Source organism: Psychrobacter sp. DWR1-2-3 (genome assembly GCF_049896465.1).
In the GTDB taxonomy this organism is placed as follows: domain Bacteria; phylum Pseudomonadota; class Gammaproteobacteria; order Pseudomonadales; family Moraxellaceae; genus Psychrobacter; species Psychrobacter maritimus.
Genome location: NZ_JAFCUJ010000001.1, coordinates 652,080 through 676,812, shown reverse-complemented (window position 1 = coordinate 676,812; position 24,733 = coordinate 652,080). Strand labels below are relative to the sequence as shown.

Annotated in this window: 17 protein-coding genes and 1 pseudogene; 11 read left to right on the top strand and 7 right to left on the bottom strand. The window is 43.0% G+C overall.

What is annotated here, in order from left to right:
* Positions 1–3: 3 nt before the first annotated feature.
* Both ACP7AA_RS02790 and ACP7AA_RS02785 read right to left on the bottom strand, forming a co-directional pair.
* Entirely contained in the window at positions 4–726 is a 723-nt protein-coding gene (locus tag ACP7AA_RS02790; RefSeq protein ID WP_057761578.1) for a response regulator transcription factor, read from the bottom strand.
* A 228-nt stretch (positions 727–954) separates the two neighbouring features.
* Positions 955–2,277, bottom strand: coding sequence for an efflux RND transporter periplasmic adaptor subunit (locus ACP7AA_RS02785; protein ID WP_426222581.1), 1,323 nt, complete (start codon positions 2,275–2,277; stop codon positions 955–957).
* 818 nt (positions 2,278–3,095) lie between these two features.
* Here ACP7AA_RS02785 and pilG point away from each other — a divergent pair.
* From pilG to ACP7AA_RS02740, 9 genes and pseudogenes are all read left to right on the top strand, one after another.
* Complete coding sequence (gene pilG, locus ACP7AA_RS02780) at positions 3,096–3,476, top strand: twitching motility response regulator PilG (RefSeq protein WP_149488687.1); 381 nt, start codon at positions 3,096–3,098, stop codon at positions 3,474–3,476.
* 276 nt (positions 3,477–3,752) lie between these two features.
* Complete coding sequence (locus ACP7AA_RS02775; RefSeq protein WP_183620243.1) at positions 3,753–4,115, top strand: response regulator; 363 nt, start codon at positions 3,753–3,755, stop codon at positions 4,113–4,115.
* Between the two features lie 3 nt (positions 4,116–4,118).
* Positions 4,119–4,649 (top strand): chemotaxis protein CheW, encoded by a 531-nt coding sequence (locus ACP7AA_RS02770; protein WP_201565077.1) that lies wholly within the window; start codon positions 4,119–4,121, stop codon positions 4,647–4,649.
* A 531-nt stretch (positions 4,650–5,180) separates the two neighbouring features.
* Positions 5,181–6,185 (top strand): annotated as a pseudogene (locus tag ACP7AA_RS02765) (methyl-accepting chemotaxis protein); the annotation flags it as partial.
* A gap of 207 nt (positions 6,186–6,392) precedes the next feature.
* Positions 6,393–7,376, top strand: coding sequence for a CheR family methyltransferase (locus ACP7AA_RS02760; RefSeq protein ID WP_426222580.1), 984 nt, complete (start codon positions 6,393–6,395; stop codon positions 7,374–7,376).
* A gap of 30 nt (positions 7,377–7,406) precedes the next feature.
* Complete coding sequence (locus ACP7AA_RS02755; protein WP_426222579.1) at positions 7,407–14,498, top strand: Hpt domain-containing protein; 7,092 nt, start codon at positions 7,407–7,409, stop codon at positions 14,496–14,498.
* Positions 14,488–15,522: a chemotaxis protein CheB gene (locus ACP7AA_RS02750; protein ID WP_426222578.1), complete on the top strand. Its 1,035-nt coding sequence runs from the start codon at positions 14,488–14,490 to the stop codon at positions 15,520–15,522. Before ACP7AA_RS02755 ends, ACP7AA_RS02750 begins: the two co-directional genes overlap by 11 nt.
* On the top strand, positions 15,519–16,022 hold the full coding sequence (locus tag ACP7AA_RS02745; protein ID WP_426222577.1) for a hypothetical protein: 504 nt from the start codon (positions 15,519–15,521) through the stop codon (positions 16,020–16,022). The genes ACP7AA_RS02750 and ACP7AA_RS02745 overlap by 4 nt, the downstream gene beginning before the upstream one ends.
* Before the next feature lie 173 nt (positions 16,023–16,195).
* Positions 16,196–16,723, top strand: coding sequence for a cytochrome b (locus ACP7AA_RS02740; RefSeq protein ID WP_426222576.1), 528 nt, complete (start codon positions 16,196–16,198; stop codon positions 16,721–16,723).
* Positions 16,724–16,807: 84 nt separating this feature from the next.
* Here ACP7AA_RS02740 and minE read toward each other — a convergent pair whose 3' ends face one another.
* The 5 genes from minE to ACP7AA_RS02715 form a co-directional block, all read right to left on the bottom strand.
* Positions 16,808–17,098, bottom strand: a complete 291-nt coding sequence (gene minE, locus ACP7AA_RS02735; RefSeq protein ID WP_183620257.1) for a cell division topological specificity factor MinE — start codon at positions 17,096–17,098, stop codon at positions 16,808–16,810.
* 2 nt (positions 17,099–17,100) lie between these two features.
* Positions 17,101–17,913 (bottom strand): septum site-determining protein MinD, encoded by an 813-nt coding sequence (gene minD, locus ACP7AA_RS02730; protein WP_183620258.1) that lies wholly within the window; start codon positions 17,911–17,913, stop codon positions 17,101–17,103.
* Positions 17,914–18,358: 445 nt separating this feature from the next.
* The gene (gene minC / locus ACP7AA_RS02725) at positions 18,359–19,222 is read right to left on the bottom strand and encodes a septum site-determining protein MinC (RefSeq protein ID WP_426222575.1); all 864 of its coding nucleotides are present in this window, start codon (positions 19,220–19,222) and stop codon (positions 18,359–18,361) included.
* Between the two features lie 187 nt (positions 19,223–19,409).
* On the bottom strand, positions 19,410–20,504 hold the full coding sequence (locus ACP7AA_RS02720) for a hypothetical protein (RefSeq protein ID WP_426222574.1): 1,095 nt from the start codon (positions 20,502–20,504) through the stop codon (positions 19,410–19,412).
* 230 nt (positions 20,505–20,734) lie between these two features.
* Positions 20,735–21,697, bottom strand: a complete 963-nt coding sequence (locus ACP7AA_RS02715; RefSeq protein WP_426222573.1) for an acyltransferase — start codon at positions 21,695–21,697, stop codon at positions 20,735–20,737.
* 568 nt (positions 21,698–22,265) lie between these two features.
* Here ACP7AA_RS02715 and ACP7AA_RS02710 point away from each other — a divergent pair.
* The gene (locus ACP7AA_RS02710) at positions 22,266–22,919 is read left to right on the top strand and encodes an OmpA family protein (protein ID WP_201564874.1); all 654 of its coding nucleotides are present in this window, start codon (positions 22,266–22,268) and stop codon (positions 22,917–22,919) included.
* A 323-nt stretch (positions 22,920–23,242) separates the two neighbouring features.
* Positions 23,243–24,697: an imelysin family protein gene (locus ACP7AA_RS02705; protein WP_426222572.1), complete on the top strand. Its 1,455-nt coding sequence runs from the start codon at positions 23,243–23,245 to the stop codon at positions 24,695–24,697.
* Positions 24,698–24,733 lie beyond the last annotated feature (36 nt).

Below are 24,733 nucleotides of genomic sequence, written 5' to 3'. Positions count from 1 at the left end.
CATTTAAACTTGATCGGTTGCGAATTGATAACCCACACCGCGTACGGTAATAATACGTTTTGGCTGACGTGGATTGTCTTCAATAAGCGCACGCAAACGCGAAATATGCACGTCGATAGCGCGATCAATATTGTCTGAGCTGTCATCATTTGGCATCGCTTGCCATAATTGCTCGCGGTTTAGTACTTTACCAGAATGAGTGGCAAAATAATGCAGCAATTGAAATTGATGCGTCGTTAGACGTACCGGTTGGTCATCGATAGTGACCTCATGACTGTCAGGAAAGACGCTCAAGCGCCCGAAAGTCAGGCTGTCTGATTGACTGTCGGCTTGGTTTGGCTGCTCATGACGACGAATAACGGCACGAATACGCGCCAATAGCTCACGTGGCTCAAATGGTTTGGCGATATAATCATCGGCACCCATCTCTAAACCCAATACGCGGTCAGTGGTATCGCCTTTTGCCGTCAGCATAATAATCGGCACTTTATTGGTCATGTTGTTTTTGTTGCCACGTATTTTTTGGCAAACTTGCATCCCATCCATATCAGGAAGCATCAAGTCCAGTACGACTAGGTCAATATCACGCTCTTTGGTGTCTAATAAATCTAGACCTTCTTGACCCAATCCTGCATGGTGTACATCGTAATAATTCATGGTCAGATAATCACTGATTAACTCGGCTAAATCTGGATCATCTTCAATTAGTAAAATCTGCTTACTCATAATTTTTCCTCTAGTTGTTGTTATAGTTTGTTTAATCTGCATTTTAAAAAGTACTGCTTTAAACCTGCATTTTCAAAGTGCTGCTTTAAAAGTACTGCTTTAAAAGTACTGCGCCCTTAATTTTCAATCACTGCTATTTAGCATACGCTATATTGCCTAAACAGGATGTTATTAAACAAGACATGCTTTGTTAATGTTTCTACACAATGTAACTAGTTGCTTCAATGCTTATGAAACTACGGCCTTTTTACCTTCAGACTCAACCGGTAAATTTGCCAAACAAATCAAACTGTCATTGGTAATGCCCGCGATTAAATATTGTTTGGTCAGCGGGTCATACTCAATGACCTCGACAGGCTGGCGCGTCAAACGCTGGTCTTGTTTGATAATCCATACATTGGCGATTAAAGGCCGCAGCGGCTTATAAGGCGGCTTGTGCAGCACAGTGAGATCTACATTATGCAGGGCACGCTTAGGGACAGTGGTACCGACCTGTATCTGTCCGTAGTCAACACGTCCTGTCACCTTCATATCAGGTCTTATCTGGTTGCGACTGACTTCGTTATCAACCACGTTGACAGCAACCAACAGCTGTTTGGGTTGCTGAGTGGTGGTCAGCTTACTCACTTGGCCGGTAAATTTATCTATTAAACCTTCGGCGGTAAAATTCACCGTTTGCCCGACAGAGATTTGCGATTCAGCGTCAATGGGAAGGGTGGCAATAAAATGCAGTTCCGTCTCGTCACTGAGCTTTAATAAAGGCTGATGCGGCTCTACCTTCTGTTCGTTTTTAATGTAGAGCTTTTCTATACGACCAGAAAAACTCGCCCGCACCGTGATCAAGTTGTATGATTTTTCTGATGGTGCAGCCTCTTGAGTGTTATTAAGCTCGTCATTACTGCCACTGCTAATAGCGTTGTCTGTAGTTGGATTTTTACTGTTAGCGGCAGTCATTTTCGCATCGCTTTCTGCGTCATTTTTTACCGCTTGTTTTGTCTGATTTTCGCTATCAATAACGGTATTATCTGCCGAATTTTGATTATTGACAGCCGATTGCTCAGGCTTAATATCAGAATTTTTATTAATTTCTACGGTTTCTGCTGAGTTTGTAGCCGCTACTGCTACATCAGCTGGCTGTTGAATCTCGGTCGTTTGACGACGAACAATAAATAAGGGCGCGCCTTTTTCTACCCATTGATTTTTTTTCACCAATACCTTTTCTACCGTCAGCGCTTGTCCGGCAGTCAGATTGACCTTTTTAATAGGCTCAATTTCACCTTCTAAGCCAAGACTTGGCTGATAACGGGTTGGCTTGACGCTCAGGATATGGTCAGGGGTCATCGTGATGCTATCAGCGCGAATCAAAAGCGGCGTATTAACCGTCTCGCTATTTTCGGCAGTGACGGGCTCTGATGTCGGAGGGGAGGGTTGACAGGCGATAATGAGCAAAGCACTTAAGAGGTACAAGCTCTTTTTTAAAGGGCTAGAAGCTAGAAATAGCGCACTTGAAAATATCGTGCTTAAACGCCTTGAGCACATAGAATCTGTCATACCAGTCACCATTATCAACGAATTTTCATTATATAGTGAATTTTGCTGCGGTGAAATGATTAGCCTGTCTTTTCTAATGGGCATTGATTGAGTTGAATGTTGCGTTGATAGGCAGCGCTAATAATACAGGCCGAAAATAAAGGGGTTGCGCTAGAGCGATGAATTTACACTGATTTATTTGAACATAAATTCACTAAATGACTGGAAAAGGCATTGCAACTGTGCTAAAACAAACATAATAAAATATATTGATACATTTTTATGACAAAAGAAAATTATTCGGTAAGGTGCACGCTATTTCTATATAATGCCAAAATATAGCAACGCCAAATATCGTATCTGGCTTTATTGTCATCTAAATCAAATCCTGTTAAGTAACAGCAACTACTTTTAGTAAGAATGAACTACTTTTAATAACTAAGCTTTAATGAAAGATTGCTGAAAAGGCTCGCAGTTCGGTTAGCTGGGATTTGTATCGATGACTGAATAATATGATTGCGCAACGCTGATATAGGTATTATCACCGCTTAATAGCACTTAAAATACCGCGCAATTTGCTAAGAATATTTACCATAAAGTGCGTATAGTGACTGATGGTAATGCGCTGGTAAGTAGGCAGATACTGATGGTGAAAATTTAGCTATTATGATCGAGCACAATACAGGGTTTGCTGTTTATCTTTAGATAAAATACGTTCACTGATAAATTAAGATAACCGCTTATTGTTTTGTATTGATAGCTTAGATTGGCAGATTAGAGTGATAATCTGTACTTATAGATAGCATTACGAATAAATAGTCATTAATAGGACAGAGATAATGGAAAATAATTTTGATGGTTTAAAAGTAATGGTGATTGATGACTCAAAGACCATTCGCCGTACCGCAGAAACGTTATTGCAAAAAGCTGGCTGCGAAGTTGTAACCGCCATTGATGGTTTTGATGCCTTGGCTAAGATTGTCGATCATAACCCAGATATTATTTTTGTGGACATTATGATGCCACGTTTAGATGGTTATCAGACCTGCGCATTGATAAAAAACAATCCTGATTATGCCAGCAAGCCTGTAATTATGTTGTCATCGAAAGATGGTTTATTTGACAAAGCCCGTGGTCGCATTGTCGGCTCTGATGAGTATTTGACCAAGCCATTTAGTAAAGATGAGCTTTTTGAGGCGATTAACCAGTATCGCTCATAGCGGTAGGTTTTTTAAAACTTATTATAAGCTGTTATAAATAGCCCCTTATAAATAATAGCCTGCTATAAAAACCCAATATAAGTCGCTAATCAGCAGATAAGTTGTCTTTACAGTTATGCTTACAGACGCTGTTTAGGAAAGTTGGTTATGCAAGTTTGCTGCTTAATTTTTACCCTGATGAGAATAATGCGGCCACTGACTCATAGCGACTTATTTTAATCGATTTGTATCAATAATATATCCTAATGGATATCATCGAAAATAAAGGAAACACCTATGACTACTGTTTTAGTCATTGACGACTCGCCATCTGAGATGGCGAAATTTCGCGACATGCTTGCGAAGAATAACTATCAAGTATTAGAAGCGACAAACGGTGAGCAAGGCTGTCAGATGGCCATTGACCACCTGCCAGATGTCATCTTAATGGATGTGGTGATGCCTGAAATGAACGGCTTTCAGGCAACTCGTAAGATTACCCGTGGGAAAACCACGTCTCATATTCCTATCATTATGATTAGTACCAAAAATCAAGAAACTGATCGCGTGTGGGGTAAGCGTCAAGGCGCTAAAGAGTATATTACTAAGCCGATTGATGAAAGTGGTCTGGTCCAGATAATTCGTAGAGTAATGGAGTAGCTTGTGGCATCCAGAGGGTTTATTGAACTGCTACGGATAGCAGACTTAGCACGCGCGCGCAAAAGTGGTCGCCGCGGAGGCAAAGAGTTTGACTGGCAAGGTGTGGTATTTGAGATTGGTGGTCAGCGTTTGGTGGCACCAATGGGTCAGGTATCAGAGATATTGACCATGCCAGAATATACCAGCGTGCCTTTAGTAAAGCCTTGGATGCTTGGCATCGCCAATATTCGTGGGCGCTTGTTACCTTTAACCGATTTGTCGCGTTTTTTACAAGTGCCTAGTCAGTTGTCGCAAATGAGCCAACGTAAAGTTATCGTTATTGACCATGATAATGTGTTCTCAGGGTTGCTGGTCGATCAAGTCTTGGGTATTGAGCAGTTCACTCAAGATCAATATCGTCCAGAAGCGCTTGAGCCCAGCTCGCCATTTGCGCCTTATAACCATGGCAAGTTTTTTAAGGATGAGCAAGATTGGTATGTGTTTATGCCAAGCTTGCTTGCACAAGATTTGCAGTATACCGATGCCGCCATATAAGCATAGCGGTCTTTATTACTTAATTGTTTTTGATAAGCGGTTTTTGTTAAAGCAAGAATAAAAGAACAAGGGCTGACATGGTTTAGTGATATGTCAGCATTCATACAGGCTTTGTTAATCACTGTTGTTTTGATGACAATATGATTTCAGAGTCAGTCACGATACGACTTTGACGATTGTTTGAAAGGAAGAGGCACGATGAGTGATGTTATAAACAACCCTGTAGCTGGTAAGAATAAAACAACGACAGATGCTAATAGTAAATGGAAGCTGTTATTAGGGCTTTGTGCTTTAGTAAGTGTGGCTTGTCTGTTTTGGCTGGTCAATTCATTGTCATCGGTCAGCCAATATTTAACGAATTTTAATCAATCAGTTGTCTTGCCGGTGATTGTATTTGTCTTAGGTGTGCTTGGTATCTTATTCGCGTTGTTCCAGCTACTAAAACAACGTGGCGGCTCAGAACGTTTATTGATTGAAAAAGAGACCTTGCGTCGTCGCCAAGAAGCGGAAGCAGAGTCTGAACGTGCGCGCCAAATTCAAGAAGAAAACGAGCGTAACCAGATTGCGATTTTGCGTCTACTGGATGAGCTAGGTGATTTGGCAGACGGTGACTTGACGGTAAATGCGACCGTATCGGAAGACTTTACCGGTGCGATTGCTGACTCTGTTAACTTCGCAATTGACCAATTACGTCAGTTGGTACTGGTTATTAACAGTACCGCTGATCGCGTCTCGCAGTCCTCAGAGCAAACGCAGATGAATGCGGTTGAGCTTGCTGAGGCGTCTGAGCACCAAGCGCAAGAGATTGCTGGCGTATCAGCGGCTATTAATGAGATGACGGTATCGATTGACCAAGTTTCAAATAACGCCGCAGAATCGGCAACGGTTGCACAGCGTTCAGTTGCTATTGCCTACAACGGTGCGGAAGTTGTACAGCGCTCGATTGAAGGTATGAACGTTATCCGTGACCAGATTCAAGAAACCTCAAAACGTATCAAACGCCTTGGTGAATCTTCGCAAGAGATTGGTGATATCGTTGGTCTGATTAACGATATTGCTGACCAAACCAACGTTCTGGCATTGAACGCTGCAATTCAGGCATCGATGGCAGGGGAGGCTGGTCGAGGCTTTGCGGTTGTTGCCGACGAAGTTCAGCGCCTTGCTGAGCGTTCAGCCAACGCGACCAAACAGATCGAAACGCTGGTAAAAACCATTCAGGCCGATACCAGTGAAGCGGTGATGTCGATGGAATCAACGACTTCTGAAGTGGTACGTGGTGCCCGTTTGGCAAAAGATGCGGGTGAGGCACTAGAAGAGGTGCAAACCGTTTCTAATACCTTGGCGGATCTGATTCAAAACATCTCCAACGCCGCTATGCAACAGGCAGAGTCTGCAGGTCATATCTCGCATACGATGAATATCATTCAAGATATTACCTCGCAAACGTCATCGGGTTCGATGGCAACGGCGCGCTCTATTGGTGAGCTGAGTGAAATGGCAGCAGCATTGCAAGAGTCAGTGACCGGCTTCAAGATTTCTAATGATGATGAGCAATTACATACAGAACAGACGGATGATGAGTACTTAGATATTGATGAAAGAGTGTCAGCCAGTATTTAAGGGCCATTTATTATTGAGTCATTAGCGCTTAATTTATGATTTTTATATTGAAATGTTAACCAAATAGTTGCTCTAGTTATTATCTTATCCTTATCTAAGGCAACACTATTAATAGCAGGTCACATGAATAATCATATGCAACAAGACAGTCTTTTCATTCATAAAGCCGACGCTTTAGCGGCCGAGGCTTTAAGACAGGATGCTGCTTTTGATACAGAGCAATGGCAACGTTATATAGAGCAAGAAATCGGCTTTATATTACCGAATGTTCAGCGTAAGTGGTTGGTCAATGCCGTCACCCAAACGGCACTATCGTATGGGCTCACTATTCTACAGTTATGGCAGCAGTTACCGATTAATCATGAGCTGCGTCAGCAATTGTTGGATAAGGTGCTGATTCATGAAAGTCGCTTTTTTCGCCATCAGCCTTCTATAGAATTTGTCACCGAGTGTGCTTTGCAGCATCAACGGCGGCAATTAGCAAATGACAGTAATGTTAATAGCAGTGACGATATTGGCGCTAATGAGTTGTTTCGTATATGGAGCGTCGGCTGTGCGAGTGGGCAAGAGACTTGGTCGCTAGCAATGAGCTTGGCGGCAAAGCATCTGACTCATTACACTATATTAGGTACTGACGTCAGCGAACAAGCATTAAAAAAAGCACGCTTAGGGCAGTATGATAAAAGGCAGCAGGCTATAATTCCGCCGCATTGTCAGCAATTTATCCAGCCACTGCGTCAGGCAAGCGTCATCGAAGCATTACGTTTTGCCCCTGTAGCGACTGATACTAAGCAAATCATAAGAAATAGCGTAAATGCCCACTGGCAAGTGATGCCAACCTTAAAACAGCAGGTACGCTTTACTTTACATAATATTATCAATCAAGATCCGCCAACCCCGCATTTACAACAAGTGATTGTCTGCCAAAATATGCTGCTGTATTTTCGTAAGTTTGATCAGCGTGATATTTTAGCGCGGCTATCAGAGCAGTGTGCGCTAGGCGGTTACATTATATTGGCTCCAGGTGAGGCGTTATTTTGGCGTCCATCAAACATGCGCCGTATTGCGCACCCACAGATTAATGCGTGGCAAAAAATCAGTGCCTAAATTAGCGCCTAGACGAGTTAGGATAAATCTATGAAAAACCAGCCCAATGACATGGTGACGTTTGAGTGGTTATTACCACTATTTAATCAGCAATTATCACAGGTAGCTGATGGCTGGCAATTAGGTGAAAAAAGCGCTGATTATGAGCAAATGTCACATAATTATCATCAAGTTAGTGGTGCCTTAACCATGCTCAACTTGCCTGCATTGGCAAGTTTGGCGACTAAGCTCAGTTTGTTAGCAGGAATAGGTAATGTCGTTGACCTAGAAAATACTCTTGCAGACGACATTGCAATAAATTCTGGAACGGCTTCTGAAACAGAGTCAGAAACAGCTGCTGAAGTAGCATGTGGTACGGATAAAAGCTGTATTGGTCAAATAGCTCATCGATTACTCATGCGTGAGCTTGGACACTACGCGCGCACGGGTAGCTACCATGCTGCTTTGCTGAATAAAACCTCGGCTGAGCTGACACAAGTCTTAGCGCATTATGGTGTCGTGACTGACCATCTTGCAGATGCCTTCTTAGCCTCTGAAGCTGAGCATTCTGCTAGCATGATGGATACTGAATACCTTGATATTACAGTACCTGATGTTACGACAGCGGCAAATTTAGACCGTGAGCAATATCAGCAGTTGTTATTGGTTTGGCGTCAGCAAGTACAAGCATTACTAGCAGCTAATGCCAACACTCCCTCTATACTGACGGTTTTAGAAAAGGTCAGTCAATATTTATGGCAAACCGCCGCGGATACAGATTTACAGCGTCTTTGGTATCTGACTGAAACTTGGCTACATGACCTAGCAGACAATGAAAGCCCAAAACCTAAACATTATGCCGCGTTATTAAGCCAGTTAGATGCGCTAATAGAGTCCTGCGCGCAGCAAAACGAGATATCGACGGATATCATTAATAATTTAATAACCAGTATTTATATTGAGTTAAGTAACCTTGTCACTCATAGTGAAAACGCTCAATCTATATTGCATAACGTATCGCAGCCGGATGTAGAATCACGTTTTTTACCGCGCATACTCAGTCAAATTGAAAGTCTTATCTTTAATCTTGATAAACCTCACACGCTATTAAAACCTTTACAACACATAAATAACCAACTTGAGAGTCGCGGTTGGACGTTTTTTTCTGCACAGACTGCCGCAATCCTAGCTGATATAGAGCGTGGTTTATCTGCAGAAGCAGAATTGATACAAGAACATACGCAAATTGAGCGCCAGCTGCAAGAATTATACGATGCTGTCTACAATACCGAACAAGTCATTGCTAGCAAAATAGGAAACGCTGCGTCGTTTACCTCTAAACCTGCAGTCATTACGAATGACGATTTTGATGATTTTAATAGTATTGATGGTTTACAAACAGAAAATAACCGCCAAATTAAGGCAAATGATAAAGACCTGCGTGAGTTGCGTATTGCTGTCGAAGACGTTAAGCAAGGCTTTAATGACTATATTCAGCGCCAAAACATCGAACTATTATCAGACTCAGTAGATTTTACTAAAATTAGCGAAGCCTTTGATAGTATGGGCTTGCCATCAATCCGTCACGCGACGGATAAAATAGCTGATATATTTGATCAATTAAGCACCCATGAGATTAATGTACTCAGCTGGGATGTTACTGAAGCAGTGGCAGAAGGTTTAACATCGATTGAATTATTACTCGATTATCTGGCGCAGCAAGTTTTTAATCAAGCATTATTAGAACAAGCAAATGTCTATATTGATAAAGCCTCAACGTTGCTTACTGGCTATATCGATGCACCTGAAACAGTAAAAGATACTTTTTTAACGCAAAAATTAGCGGCGAGTGATGTACTGCGCTACGACGACAGTGGTGAAATTGCGCCTATTAATAATGACGACATTATCGACTCAGTTTTAGAGAGCGATTTGGCCAGTGGTAATAGTGATAACGCTAATAATCTTAATAACACTTATGAAGCAGAAAGTGCCGCTTTATTAAGCGCCCGTAGCCAAATCAAGCCTGATAACTTTGATATCGATGAAGATATTCGTGACATCTTTATCGAAGAGGTTGCAGAGGTTATTGCTGATTTAGAAGATTTTTTACCGATATGGCAGCAAGACGCACAGGATTTAACCCCGTTAACGGAAGTGCGACGAGGTTTCCATACCTTAAAAGGCTCAGGGCGTATGGTTGGTGCTTTTAGCATCAGTGAGATGGCATGGTCAATTGAAAACCTACTCAATCGTCTGTTGGAAAAAACACTGCCGGTGACCGATGAAGTCGTCGCATTAGTGACAGAAACGATCCAGCGTCTACCAGCGATGTTGAGTGATTTTGAAGCACAGCAATTACCAAGCTTTGATCCTGCTATTACTATTGTGCAAAGCAATAACCTAATGAGCCAGCAACCTATCAATACTGGGCTAGAAACATCTGAAGTCATATCTTCTACCGCTGACGTTGAGGAAGATAGTCCTTTACTAGAAGAGAGCTTGTTGTTAAACGAAACAAGCTTAGACATTGAGCATGCCGATACTCTAGGAACGACAGAGCACGTTAATTATTCGCTGGCAGAGGAAAAAGATATCTCTGCATCATTGATAGAATTAGAAATCCCTGCGGCACTGCAACCATTTATGTCAGCAGCCCAGCCGTTACCGATGGATGCTGACGATGCTGATCCCGATATTAAAGAGATTTTTTTAGAAGAGGCCAATGAGGTCTTGGATGAAATCGTGCCTTTATATGAGCAGTGGCAGCTTGCTCCAGATGAGTTAACCCAGTTGACTGATATTCGCCGCGGTTTCCATACTTTAAAAGGGTCGGGGCGTATGGTTGGTGCTAATACTAGTGCTGAGTTGGCGTGGTCGATAGAAAATATGCTCAACCGTATTTTAGATAATAGCATTACGGCTTCTACGGACATACAGCAGCTGATTGGCGATGTGCTGAGCGTGTATCCTGAGTTATTAACCACCTTTGAGAACGATAGCCAAGACTACCCTGCTATCATGCCCTTATGGGTGGCTTGTGCGCAGGCTTATAGTAAACAGTTGGGTAATGAATTTAGCTACCCTGCGCTATACCAACAGTTATTAGGCACTCCTGCACCGTCTTCTGCACCAAGTACAAATCAAAGTGCTCAGGATGGTTTTGACGATGAGAGCAATGCTGACAATAGCAATCATATCGACAGCATGTTGCAAACGATTAATTCTGTGAATGAAAAAATGGCAGAAGCGCCCATCGTTTTGACCCCTCAAAGTGAAGAAGAACAAGCCTTTTTTGACATTTTTATTGAAGAAGCAGAAGAGTTATTAGAGAGCGTTAATGACTTTGTTCGTCGCCATCAAGACGAGCCTTATGTGGCGGTAAGCGATGAGATTGTACGGGCATTCCATACCTTAAGGGCTGCTTCTGGATCTAGTGCTTTGACAGCAATTAGCGAGGTTAGTGCGACCATAGAGCAGAGTTTAGAGCTGCTACAGCAGCAGGATACGCCGATGAGTGCGCAGCATTTAAAGGCGCTCGCCCAGTCTGCAACCCTGATTAATGGCTATTTGGACAACTATAAACAAAACATTCAGCAGCAAGATGTGTCGTTAGAAGAGACGCAAAGCCAGCAAGATATTGCTTCTTTGCAAGCGATGCTTGGTGAGCAGTATGCTATTAAAGATAGCGAGAGCACTGCTGATAATAAGCCAACGATAAACCAATTGTTGGATGATAATATCAATGAATTGCTCGATGCTGAATGGCAGCTAGAAGCCGCTTTGACTCATCCAGAAAGTGCGCAAGTCCAAGCTTATATTGCGCAGCAAATGGCACAAATAAAATACTTAAGTGATAAAGCCCAAGAGTTTCCAAAGTTTACTGCCATCCTTAATGAGTTGGGCAAGGCTTATGCTTATTTAAGTCATCATCCTGAACAGTCAATTGATGCTGATATTCAAGCCGTTTTACTGGCCGGACATGCGCAATTGGTCGGTTTATTTGATGCCTTGGCAGGTAGCAGCTCATTAAAAATTGATGAGCAAGTTCTTCAGCAGCTACAAAGTATTGCTCAGCGCTATGACAGTAATAATGAAATGATCGCTGATGATGCCGACATCAACGCTGAATTTGAAACTGAAACTGACATTAATATTACTGCAGAGGTTTATGCTGATGCTTCGGTGCATAGTATCGCCGCGCCTGAGCTAGAGCTTGAAACCATCGATACCGATATCGAGCTATTAGAAATCTTCTTAGAAGAGGCGCAAGAGCTTGATGACGCGCTCAATGACAGCTTTAGTAAATGGCGCGCCGACATTAGTAATATCAATACTCTAAAAGTCTTACAGCGTCATCTGCATACCATCAAAGGTGGCGCGCGCATGGCAGGTATCCGTAGTATTGGTGACTTGACTCATGAAGCGGAGAGTATCTACGAGGCGTTTGTAGAAGAAAGACGAATGCCAACCGCACAGTGGCTTGAGATTATGCAGGTCGTGCAAGATACGTTGTCATTACAAGTGGCGCACATTGTCCGCTATCAGCAATCGTTTTTTGCGCCTGAGTTGATTGAGCAGTTACAACAGTTTGAAAAAGCGAAGGCATTGCCAGATGTCGTCCAACTTATTGTACCGATGCCGAAAAACCATATCGATACCGAGTCGCAAGTACTGGCAGATGAATATATTCATCGTATAGAACAAGCAGCAGATAGCTTAAGTTTAGATAGAATTATCAAGCAATCATGGGCAAATGGCTTACCTGACCCTGATATTTTGGAAGTGTTTTTAGAAGAAGCAGAAGCCCTGACCAACCGTAACGAATATCTGCAATCATTCTTAAGTGATGCAAATGATACGGTGGCATTGCAGGCACTACAACGCGACTTGCATACCCTTAAAGGTGGCGCGCGTATGGTGACCGCTAGTGGTATTGCTGACCTTGCACATGAAATGGAGTCGGTATATACAGATTTCGTCGATCGTCGCCGTCCTGCTACCAAAAAAGTCTTAGAGCTATTAGTTGCCTGTCATGATTGGCTTGCAGATGCCGTATTTATTCTGTCGCAACAGGTGAATCCGCCAACCCCGGATTTATTGATTGAGGCATTACAGCAATTTAGTAAAAACCCAGATAGCTTAAAGCAGATACCGAAAGAGTCATTGCAGCCGCAGCGTGACGCCATTCTTTTGGCGAAACAAAAGCAAGAGTCGACCTATATCCAAAAGGATATTAGTGAGATGCCGCTGATGGTGGCTAATACCGCTGAGCAAGAGCAAAACACCAATAATAACGAGATGATTCGTATCTCAGGTGGTCTGATTGAGCATATGATTAACCTATCGGGCGAGTCGGCGATTAACCGTGCGCGTATCGATATGGGCATGAGTAGCTTGACCAATAGTATTGAAGAGATGGGCACTACCGTACAGCGCTTAGCAGATCAGTTACGCCGGATGGAGATTGAGCTTGAGGCGCAGATTTTATCGCAAATCGATGACGAATTGGTCAATCATGAAGGTTTTGACCCGCTAGAGATGGATCAGTATTCTTCATTGAATCAGCTGTCAAAATCTTTGACAGAGTCGGCGTCAGATTTGGTCGATATTAATAACACCTTATTAGAAAAAACCCGTGATAGTGAAAGTCTATTGCTACAACTATCACGAACGCAAACCGAGCTCCAAGATGGCTTGATGAACTCGCGTATGGTGCCGTTTACCCGTCTAACGCCAAGGCTTGAGCGTATCGTACGTCAGACAGCCAATGAGCTTAATAAGTCGGTTGAGCTCAAGATTATCAATGCTGATGATGAAATGGATAGAACCATTCTAGAACGCATTACCTCGCCGCTTGAGCACATGTTACGTAACGCCGTCGATCACGGGATTGAGAACGTTGCCACACGCCTAAAAGCGGGTAAAGAGCGTAGTGGGCAAATCACTTTAGAAGTACGGCGTGAAGGCAGTGAAATTGTCATCCAGTTAACCGATGACGGTCGTGGGATTGATGTAGAAGCAGTACGCAATAAAGCTATCTCTCAAGGTCTGATTGATGCCGGCGACAGTACCCTAAGCGACCTTGATATTATACAGTACATCTTTAATGCCGGTTTAAGTACCAGTAAGCAGGTGACGCAAATATCAGGGCGCGGTGTCGGCATGGACGTCGTGATCAGTGAGATTCGTCAGTTAGGCGGCGCAGTATCAGTCGTCTCAGAGCTGGGTAAAGGTTCTCGATTTACCATGCGTGTGCCGCTCACCGTTGCTGTTTCTGATGCCTTGGTAGTGCGCGCAGCAGACCGCTATTATGCCATACCACTGGTGCAGATTGAGCGGGTTGTGCGTATCAATCCGGAAAAAATATACGACTATTATCAATCAGGTGCGGCGACGCTTAACTTTGAAGATACCGATTATCGCGTCCGTTATTTAAATGAGATTTTATCTGGTAATAAGTTAAATGAGTTGGTCGTCAATACCAATACTAGCGTGCCACTTATCATTATCAAAAACCGTAGTGGGCAGAATATGGCGCTACAGGTAGACCAAATCGCAGGCTCGCGTATTGAGGTTGTGGTAAAACCTTTGGGACAACAGTTCTCGAATTTATCAGGTATTTCAGCAGCGACTATTATGGGTGATGGCTCAGTCATGCTCATCCTTGATTTGATTGCCTTGATGCGTAATGTCACCTTGGTGAAAGAAGTCGCAAAACCTGCTGTGAGCATGCGCAGCACGACAGAGTCCAAAGCGACTATCTTGGTGGTCGATGACTCCGTTACAGTACGAAAAGTCACCTCACGTTTCTTAGAGCGCCAAGGCTTCACTGTGGTGCTTGCCAAAGATGGTATCGATGCGCTTGAGATTCTACAAGAAACGACACCTGACTTGATGCTACTCGATATCGAGATGCCGCGCATGGATGGTTTTGAAGTCGCGACACAAGTCCGCCATAATAGACGTCTGCAACATCTGCCGATTATTATGATTACCTCGCGTACGGGCGAAAAACATCGCGAGCGCGCCCTTGAGATTGGGGTTAATGACTATATGGGCAAACCTTTCCAAGAAAATCAGCTTCTTAGTAAGATTGAAACCCTATTGGGTAAAGAGGCTAGCCTAGTCAATGAAGGATAACTTACGTGCCTTGGCGCTAAAAGACAAACATAAAAGTGATATCAAGGTATTGGTGGTTGCAGAGGACCATCATCAGCGTATGGCTTTTTCTGATACGGTACGTAGCTGTGGTTTACAGCTGGTTGACTGCGTATCGCGGGCGCAATTGCAAGACAAGTTTGAGAGCTATGAAGGCTCTATCGATATTTGGTTAATCGACGGTGATTATGACCATCATATGGCGACAGCAACGGCAGCCTCTCAAGCTGCCGCCGTGTTGGTAGGGTTCAGTCAAGCACCGTATCTTAATGAAGCACAGCAGTATGCCAAGTGGCAGCGTAAACTAAAGCGTAAGCTTGCCCATATGTTGGCTTTGCCGATGCTAGACGATAATGCTACTGATAAAAACACTGCCTATAAAAATGAGGCCAATGACTGGCGTTATGTGGTGTTTTTAGGGGCTTCAATGGGTGGCCCTAGCGCCGTTAAAGAGTTTTTAGACCACTTATCGCCTTTACTGCCTGTAAGTATTTTATTGGCGCATCACTTTAACCAAACCATGATTAGTACATTACCGCGTATATTGAATCGTCATAATGAGTGGCGCTGTCAGCTGATTACCTCAACGCAGCGTTTGCGCACTGGGCAATGTCTTATAGTACCTATTGATAAACAAATTGTCTGTGATTCAACCGGTCGCATCATCTTGTTAGACCAGGCTTGGGAAGGCGATTATAAACCTGCTATCGGGCAAATTCTTAAAAATACCAGTGATGTCTATGGCAGTGAACTTATCAATATTATATTTTCAGGGATGGGTAACGATGGTACGCAGTATTTGGATTTAATCCAAGACAATGACAGTCAATTGTGGGCGCAAGAGCCAAGCTTAAGTGCCTGTCCTAGTCAGCCGCAAGCGATTATTGATTCAGGCTACTGTCAGTTTGTCGGCAGTCCGACAGCATTAGCAGAAAAACTTACTGAGTATATTACTGAAAGGGCGGTGAGCGCCCCTTTAGATTCATTTATTGTGAGCAACTTATGAAACAGATTCTAAAGCATTCGTTTGAGGCGGTGAGCTTACTGACCACTAACAATGGTATGCTCGACGTGACGGTTGTCCCAGCAGTTAACCAACCGGATTGGATTATTCCTAGCAGTTTGATTTTGAGTGTCGAGGAATGTAGCGAACATACCGATAGTTATGAGTGGCAACAGCAAGCAGTCGCGGTCTTCCATTTATTGCCACGCCATCAAACACCAGAGAAAATGATTGTCTTAGAAGGTAATACCTTCGCCCATCGTATCGCACTCCAAACTACAGGCGAGCTACGCCAACTACAGGCGCGTATCTCTGATGTCAAAGATATCGACCTTCCTGAGTATTTTATTAAGACAGACGACAAAATCGATGATGTTGATGAACGCGTACAAGAAGATGATGTGCTATCCTACCTCTTTCAAACCGTGATGATTGATAATACGCTGTACTTGGTAGCAGATTTAGATAAAATAGCACACCAATTGGTTGATTTAGACTCCTAGTTTGCTTAAGGTTAGGCTTCTCATAAAAATCTTTGTCATTAGCCTTGAGAGTGTTTAGCACGTGTTTTTATCAGCCAATCGCTGTTTGCCAATATCAGTGTATCAGTCAGCGCCAGTTAGTATGAATGAGCATCATTGAGCACTAATGAACAATAGGGGTGATAAAGTAAGCTATGAATACCATCAATTCAAACCTGACAAAGTGGTCGGTTGCTAGTCGAATCTTTCACTGGATTAGTGCCATCTTATTGCTGGTCACTTGGGTCATGATATTTTTATATGGCAATTTGGATAGTAAGGTCTATATCGGATTGCATAAGGCGTTTGGGATCAGTTTATTGTTTTGGATGATTGCCCGCGTGATCAATCGTATATTTACCAAAGCACCGCCTGCAGTTGCTATGTCAAAATGGCAGATGCTCCTCTCACAATTGTCACACTTTTTCTTGTACGCTTTGTTGATCGCTATGCCAACAGCAGGGCTGCTGATGTCAGTCTATGGCGGTAGAGCCGTTGATATTTTTGGCTTATTTCAAATCCCTGTCTTTGTCACACCAGATAGAGGCTTGGCTCGACTTTTTAATGACTGGCATACAGATATTTTATGGCCAATGATTATCGCCTTTACCTTGATTCATATTGGCGCCGCTTTATACCATCAGTTTATCAAAAAAGACAATCTGATAGCCCGTATAAAATAAAGGCTTGTAGATAAAAAGTAAGCATAAAAAAAGCCCTAAGTATGATGCTTAGGGCTTTTTTATGGAGCAATAAAGTAAAAAAATCTACTTTTTATGCTCAGGTAAGCTGATATTCATTTCTAGCACATCTAAGCTGTCTTCAGAACGATGATTGATATTGACATCATCAATCTGAACGCCGTTGACGTATTTATTAACCACTTCTAGTATTTCACGTTTCATTTTTTCGATACGGTCAGCGGTCAAACGATTATTTAAGCGATTTTCGCTTGCAACGATAACCTTTAGACGCTCAGTGGCCATATTGGCACTACCAGCATTACTGCTGTCATCGGTGCCGAATAGACTACTCCAAAATCCTTTTTTCTTACTCATTATTAACCCCCAAACCAGCGCTGTAATAGACTCTTTTTCTTCACATCAATATGACGTAATGGGCGCTCTTCCCCTAAGAAACGGGCAACGATATCGTCATAACATTGACCAGCAACAGAGTCGGTATAATGAATCACTGGCTCGCCGTGGTTAGAGGCTTCAAGCACTGAATGGCTCTCAGGAACCACGCCAAGTAACGGCACTTTTAGAATATCGTTAGAGATGGTATCGATATCCATCATCTCGTTAGCGGCGGCGCGGTCTGCATTGTAGCGTGTGATGATAAGATGCTCACGTACCGTCCCTTGGTTTTCCGCCACTTTCTTAGTTTGGCTTTGCAAGATACCGATGATACGGTCCGAGTCACGTACTGAAGAGATTTCAGGGTTGGTAACGATGATGGCTTCATCAGCATGATACATCGCAAGCTGCGCACCGCGTTCGATACCAGCAGGCGAGTCACAGATGATATAGTCAAACTGCTTAGACAACTCGTCCATGACTTCTGCTACACCTTCGTCCGTCAACGCATCTTTATCACGTGTCTGACTGGCAGGTAGGATATATAAATTCTCCAATTGCTTATCTTTCACTAGCGCTTGGGATAGGCGTGCATTACCATTGATAACATCGACAAAGTCATAAACAATTCGATTTTCGCAGCCCATAATCAAGTCTAGATTACGTAAGCCTACATCAAAATCGATAACAACTGTCTTATAGCCACGTAATGCTAAACCGGCGGCAAAAGAAGCACTGGTTGTGGTTTTGCCCACACCGCCTTTACCCGAAGTGATTACAACAATCTTCGCCACAATGGCACACTCCTATGAATTGATGGGATATTTATTATACAAAACAGTATAGATATAAAGTAGCACATTTGCTTGGCATTCACCTAGCGTATATGTGCTATCTGCGAGCGTAAGCCTAGCATAAATATACAAAAACTTATAGCAAGTCTATATTAAAGCACAAAAACAGCTGATATATCGCATTTATGCTTGCTATAAGCAAACAGATTAGACAGCTAAAAAACGCTCTAGTATCTGCGCTCAAAGCCCGTACATATAGTCTAACGTAAATAGTGGCAGAGCTAAAAATTCATCATAGCGCAGTTTTGTTAAGTAAACTTACTACAATATTAATCATACTATTTAGCCGCCAATTTAGTCTTTATTATCCATTTTCTAAGCTGATATGAATGTCGTAATATAAATGCAAATTAGGTCTTTGGATAATCTTAGTGTCATAGCTAATTTAAGCGTCGTCCATGACAGTAAAGACCAAGCCTTGACCTTCTAAATAACGTACTTCAACCGATTTATCAATCACATGCTCGGGTAGGTTGTCGCGTAAGCAATACGTACCGGCAACGGAGACTAATGAAGGGTTAAATACTTGGCAGAAAATACGCGCGTCTTTGTCGCCTGTTGCCCCTGCGACCAAACGACCTTGGGCGCGGCCATAAACGTGTAAGTTGTTGTCGGTAATGGCTTCGGCGCCGCTATTGACACTGTTGGTTAAAATCAAATCGCCGCCAACATGGTTGAGGCTTTGTCCTGAGCGTAGCATTTGATCATAGATGAGGCTGGTAATTTGCTCAGCGCTGATAAGCGTTTCAGCAGTCAAGGTAGTTTCAGCTACTTCAGGTATTGCGCTTGCTGCAACCGCTTGGTTGTCTACTGTTGAACCCGTATTATCAGCAGTGGTGGTAGAGTCAGCACTGTTGTTGGGCACAGTGGCTGCTACTTGGCTCAGCTGAGTAGTGGCTTTTTTACTCGGTAAAATACGCTCGATACGTTTGCCGTCAGCGGGGAATATCGCCAAGCGTAGCTCGCGAGCTTGCGCGTCTAGCAAGCCTGTGACCACGCCGATAGGCTGCAAACCCCAAGACCAAAGCAGTTCGACCAACGCCGATAAATCTTGCTCGACCTCACTGTCAATCAATACCGGTATATTGCTGTTCTTATTGCTCAGAGTGGTTTCAAGTTGGCTGGCAATCGCTGTAAAATCATCGGTGCTAAACTGTACCCGTGAAAAGGTCAGCATCTTGCCATAAAAAGCTAACGCTGGCGTGTTGGCTGAGGCGAGGGCATGCTGGTCATTGTCTGAAATCGTCATAATATAAATCCTCAAAAATGGTCGTATTGCGGTGTTCACGGTGCCGTTTTTATTATCAAAGTATGGCTATATAAAACTATCGCTATATAAAAATATAGCGATCAAAACCCAGTTCTTATTAAGTCAGTTCTTCCTAGTCCGATTTTTGCTAAGCCAGTTTTTGCTAAGCCCACTTTGACTAAAAATGCTACAACCTAAGCATGTCCTGATGCTTCCACTGCTGCACCTTTATTTGTGCTTCAAACTCATCCAAACTGTCGGCAATAATACTTGAGATTAATGTATCAAGGGCACTGTTATCGGTATCGATTTGAGCGACGCCGCTGGCAATAGCGACCATCAAAGCATCGAGACGTTCGGCGTCAAGCAGGCGCTCATTAAGCGCATATACCACATTTTCACCAATATTATGCCCGACATGTTGAAGCTGAGACTCAATTAAGCTACCAGCAATAGGTATCATGCGCAGATAGCGGCGTAGCTCAGGCGTATTGGCCAACCCCTCTTTAATCGCATTGCCCATTTCAGTGGCGATAATGGTGCCGCCGCCTGATGATTCGGTCAGTGCTTGGAGTTTTGGCGCCAGCTCTTTACGTAGCAGCGATAGCACCGCCGCCTCAATCTCGTTGCGATTGCGCGCGATGGTCGACTCAATAAACGATTTATGCATTTTAGGGTCGGTGAGCTGCTGCCGAAAGGTCTGAATGGTCGTTAAGATGACGCGGTCAGACAGCTCTTCTAAAAGTAAATCGATATAAAAGTTAATGCGGTTAATCCACGGCTGCGGCAATACTTGATAACCCAACTGATATAATCGGCGTCCGATAATCACCGCGCGAAATAAACGCAGCGCGCGCAGCTGCGGGAAACAGCCTAACACTTCATACCAGTGGACAAAAGGGAAAAAGAACCAGCGGTAATAAACTTTTTCTTTAATAGCAATCGCCCAGCGTAATAGCAGCTCTACAATCAAAAATAAGGTAAAGAAGCCACCGGCTGTCCGTAACGAATCGTGGATATTACTTTGATACCAGTTTAATGCCTCACTCAGGGTCAACCACTGCGCCGCATCATGACTAAAACTACTCATCAAGATAGCGTCAATACCGATTAATAATAAATCAATACTGATGGCGATAATCATCACGATATCATAGGTCAGCTTCAAGCGATTGGGCTTGGGACGATTCGGTCTTGGTGGTGGACTATTCGATAAGTCTGAGGACTGATTGCGCGCGGACGTTGATTCTATAGGGGCGCTGCTAGTAGAAGAGGCGGACACAGTCATACCTTATTAAGTGATAAATGGCATCAGTAGTGAGTGGCTTTCGGCCAATCACTACCAAATAAGTAACGAGTTTTAATGGTTATTCACATTATCAATGAATCATGCCAAAAAACAAGCCATCAACCATTATAATTTGGTATTTTAGCCATTATCTTTTTATAGAAAAAATCCGCTGACAGTAGCAACGGATCTTAATAATAGAGATTTTACATTTTGTTCTAATCCTAAGGCGTTTTATCAACCGCCGTGTCATCAAATTCAGCAAGCATCTCAGTAATGCGTTGATCCTTTTGACGCCAAATGTGCTCGACCCAATCAAACATCTGCGCTTTGACTGCGTCATCGTTTTCATAACCACCGTTTTGAATACCCGCAAACAGCTCGTCAGGTATCTTAATATGGCGGACATCGACACCTAAGCGTTTGATATTCCCTTTCCACAAATCGCCATAGGTTGGTACGCCGTCAGGATAAACGATGGTCATATCTAAGATACCATCCATGTCAGCGCCCAAGGCGTTAATAGCCAGCGACAAACCACCGGCGCGCGGTTTTAATAGATGGGTATAGGGCGAGTTTTGTTTATCGTGCTTTTCTTGGGTAAAGCGCGTGCCTTCTAAATAGTTCAATAAGGTAAAGGGCTTGTCCTTTAATAACGCACAAGCACGCTTTGCTTCTTCGATATCTTTACCTTGAAGGGCAGGGTTTTTAGCAACCGCTTCTTTAGAGTGGCGGCGCATCATTGGGAAGTCTAAAAAGTAAAACGCCTGCCCAACGATAGGAATATAAATCAGCTCAAATTTGGTAAAAAAGCGGGTCAGCGGCAAGCGTTTTTCACTGATATATTGCACGATGCTGGTGTCCACCCAAGATTGATGGTTACTGACCAGCAGGTACTTACCGTCCATATGGACATCATCTGGCAAATGAATGCGCCAGTCTTTACGCGGCAACATATTGTCGATGAGCGCATTGTTGCTGCTAATCCAGTGTTCAGCGATTTTAATCACTGTCTTATCGGCGATAGGAGCGCCGGTGATGATTTTACCAACCCCCATTAGCCATAATGGAATGCTACCGCCAAAGCTATTGGCAGCGATGACCCCAGTTGCTGTCGCAAGCGACATGGCTTTTGCTAATTTTGGCGTACGTTCGTGTATTTTTTGTATGGCAGAATTTAAGCACATATCCAATCCCTTCCTATTCATTTCGTTAATCACGCAACTTTTTTAGAATTTTTTAATCAACCTCAAAATATATAACTAATGTATTCTTAATATGGATTCTTATTTATTAGTAATAATTTCGCCATATAAAAGCCAATGATATAAATAAGCCTCTCTTAACAAGCGCTTATATTTAATTGAGCTAACGTACTTTTTAATAGCATTTTTATCATTTTGAACTGCTTAACACCTTAACTAAGTTCAGTTATTATTGCGTGTCAGGTTTTAGTATTGTTGATGCAATAATCATTTTGTTGGCTGATTTTAGCAGAAAAATATTATAGTGTACGACTGTAAACGTGACTTGCGGTAGCAAATTGGCTCTGTTGCTAAGCAATAAGTCATAAATAGTTATGCACTTTTCATACATAGATGTGACAAAATATTACACACAAATGGATGGCAATTGCCATAATAATAGCAAGTGTAGATAAACATCTAAACGATATTGCTGACCAATAATGGTCATAAGCAATATTTATAAAAAGCAAATTTATCTATCGATTTTTTTAACTTAAGAGGAAATATTATGCGTAATACATTAATGATTGCAGCAGTGGCGTCAGGTTTGGCTCTAAGCGGTTGTGCTACAGATCCATACACTGGCCAACAGACTCTTAACAAGTCTGCACTTGGCGCATTAGCTGGTGCAGCTGGTGGCGCGACTATCTCAAAAGCAACAGGTGGCGACAAAACTGGTCGTGATGCTGCTATTGGCGCTGCACTAGGTGCTGGCGTTGGTTACTATATGGATCGTCAAGCCAAGCAACTTCAACAGCAAATGGCTGGTACTGGTGTGACAGTTACACCGAATGCTAATGGTAACATTGACTTGGTTATGCCGGGTAATATCACGTTCTCGTTTGATGATGCGTCTTTAAACCCATCATTTAGACCAACGCTTGATAAGCTTGCCTCTACAATGAATGAATATAACCAAAACACCATTACTATTGCTGGTCATACCGACAGTAAAGGTGCTGATGCTTATAACATGAAGTTATCACGTGACCGCGCTTATGCAGTAGCGAACTACTTAAGTGCACGTGGCGTAGCTTCTAACCGTATCAACGTAGTCGCTTATGGCGAGTCGCGTCCAGTTGCTGATAACAGCAGTGAATATGGTCGTCAACAAAACCGCCGTGTAGAGCTAACCGTTAATGCGCCAAACAGCGTTCGTTAATCAATATTGATTGACTAAAAAATTGATTGACTAAAAATCAAGAAAAAATAAAGAATGAGACAAAAAGACCAGCGCAAAGCTGGTCTTTTTTTTGCCTGAAATTTGTCCTAAAACTTATCTAAGCTTTCAAAATTATATTTGATAATAGTTATCAATAACATTATAATTCGCAAGTATTAAATTCTGCTAGCATGTAATGATATTGTGAAATCGACAGTTTTACTCTAATCAATATTTGCTACTTATCTTGCTGAATTTTCTCCTTATAACTCTCTGGACTTCTACTTTGCTATTTTATTTAGTGTATCTCATCGAGGACGTGTATGAATATCAGCCCAGCGCCAAGCCGTAAAATTTTACCGACTACTTTAGCTGCTGCTCTGGCAGTGATATTAATGATATCAGGTTGTAGCAAGCAGTCTGATGAGACTGCAAGTACGGACGCCCAAGCTGACGTCCAAGGCACTGAAAAAACAGACAATAAAACCTCGTCAGCGGCTGCCCAAGCGCATATCGATCGCTTGCTGATTAGCTATGCTGATATGGCGCACACCGCCTACAAGGACTCTTTAGAAACCGCCAAAATTTTACAAACAGCGGTTAATACTTATGTAGAAACGCCGACCCAAGAAAATCTTGATGCTGCAAAAGCGGCTTATAAAGCGGCGCGCCAGCCTTATTCGCAGACTGAAATATTCCGCTTTGACGAAGGCTTTGTGACGGCTAATGACAAACGTGCGCTTGGCAGTATCGATGGCTGGGAAGGGCAGGTAAATGCTTGGCCGCTTGATGAGGCGTTGATTGATTATGTGAGTGACAGTTATGAGGGCGAATATAACAGTCAGGACAATATTATCAACAGTGACAGCATTACAGTCGGTAGCCTAAAACAAGATACGACCACCATTACGCCTGAATTATTGGCTGAGATGAGTGAGATTGGTGGCAGTGAAGCCAATGTTACCACCGGCTATCATGCGATTGAGTTTCTGCTGTGGGGTCAAGATACCAATGGCGTCGGTGAGGGCGCAGGCAACCGTCCAGTGAGCGACTATATAACAACCGACGGTGAATGCACCAGCGGTGACACGGTCAATACTGATACCAGTATTTGCGAGCGCCGTGGGCAGTATTTAAAAGCGGTTACTCAGTTATTGGTTGATGATTTGACTGCGATGGAAGCTGAGTGGCAACCTGATAGCGAAAACACCTTGCGTAGCGACATGATGGAACGTAAAGACAAAAACGGTCTACGTCAAATCATGTACCAAATGGGCAGCTTAGCACTTGGTGAGCTGGCATCTGAGCGCATACAAGTGGCCTTTGTCACCGGCTCTACCGAAGATGAGCATGAATGTTTTAGTGATTTAACCCATTTAAGCTATGCCAATAATGCCCGCGGTATTCAAAATGTCTTTAATGGTAGCTATAAAACCGTCGCCGGTAAGACTGTCGGCGGATACGGCGTTAAACACTATCTTATTGATACCGGTAATACAGAGGCGGCTGATAAGCTCGCGGCTGATTTTGCTAAAGTAGAAGCGGCCTTTAAGGTAATTGTTGATAAAGGCGAAAAAGACGGCATCAAGGTCGACCAAATGATTGCCACAGTAGGACAAGCAAGCAAGCATGGTATCTCTGCTGAGGAGCAAAATAAACGCCGTGGTTGGATTGAAAGCAGCATTACGAGCTTACAAGAGCTAACCGCTGGTATTGAAAACACCGCAAAAGCCGTTGGTATTGATAATCTAGATGCTGATGCAGGTTCACAGTTTTAAGACAATGCGTATTTAATACCGTCAATTGGCTGTGTG

Bases quoted from the DNA above. Each gene is read 5' to 3' on its own strand.
- ACP7AA_RS02790 (WP_057761578.1), bottom strand. From the start codon at position 726: ATGAGTAAGCAGATTTTACTAATTGAAGATGATCCAGATTTAGCCGAG.
- ACP7AA_RS02785 (WP_426222581.1), bottom strand. From the start codon at position 2,277: ATGACAGATTCTATGTGCTCAAGGCGTTTAAGCACGATATTTTCAAGT.
- pilG (WP_149488687.1), top strand. From the start codon at position 3,096: ATGGAAAATAATTTTGATGGTTTAAAAGTAATGGTGATTGATGACTCA.
- ACP7AA_RS02775 (WP_183620243.1), top strand. From the start codon at position 3,753: ATGACTACTGTTTTAGTCATTGACGACTCGCCATCTGAGATGGCGAAA.
- ACP7AA_RS02760 (WP_426222580.1), top strand. From the start codon at position 6,393: ATGAATAATCATATGCAACAAGACAGTCTTTTCATTCATAAAGCCGAC.
- ACP7AA_RS02755 (WP_426222579.1), top strand. From the start codon at position 7,407: ATGAAAAACCAGCCCAATGACATGGTGACGTTTGAGTGGTTATTACCA.
- ACP7AA_RS02750 (WP_426222578.1), top strand. From the start codon at position 14,488: ATGAAGGATAACTTACGTGCCTTGGCGCTAAAAGACAAACATAAAAGT.
- ACP7AA_RS02745 (WP_426222577.1), top strand. From the start codon at position 15,519: ATGAAACAGATTCTAAAGCATTCGTTTGAGGCGGTGAGCTTACTGACC.
- ACP7AA_RS02740 (WP_426222576.1), top strand. From the start codon at position 16,196: ATGAATACCATCAATTCAAACCTGACAAAGTGGTCGGTTGCTAGTCGA.
- minE (WP_183620257.1), bottom strand. From the start codon at position 17,098: ATGAGTAAGAAAAAAGGATTTTGGAGTAGTCTATTCGGCACCGATGAC.
- minC (WP_426222575.1), bottom strand. From the start codon at position 19,222: ATGACGATTTCAGACAATGACCAGCATGCCCTCGCCTCAGCCAACACG.
- ACP7AA_RS02715 (WP_426222573.1), bottom strand. From the start codon at position 21,697: ATGTGCTTAAATTCTGCCATACAAAAAATACACGAACGTACGCCAAAA.
- ACP7AA_RS02710 (WP_201564874.1), top strand. From the start codon at position 22,266: ATGCGTAATACATTAATGATTGCAGCAGTGGCGTCAGGTTTGGCTCTA.
- ACP7AA_RS02705 (WP_426222572.1), top strand. From the start codon at position 23,243: ATGAATATCAGCCCAGCGCCAAGCCGTAAAATTTTACCGACTACTTTA.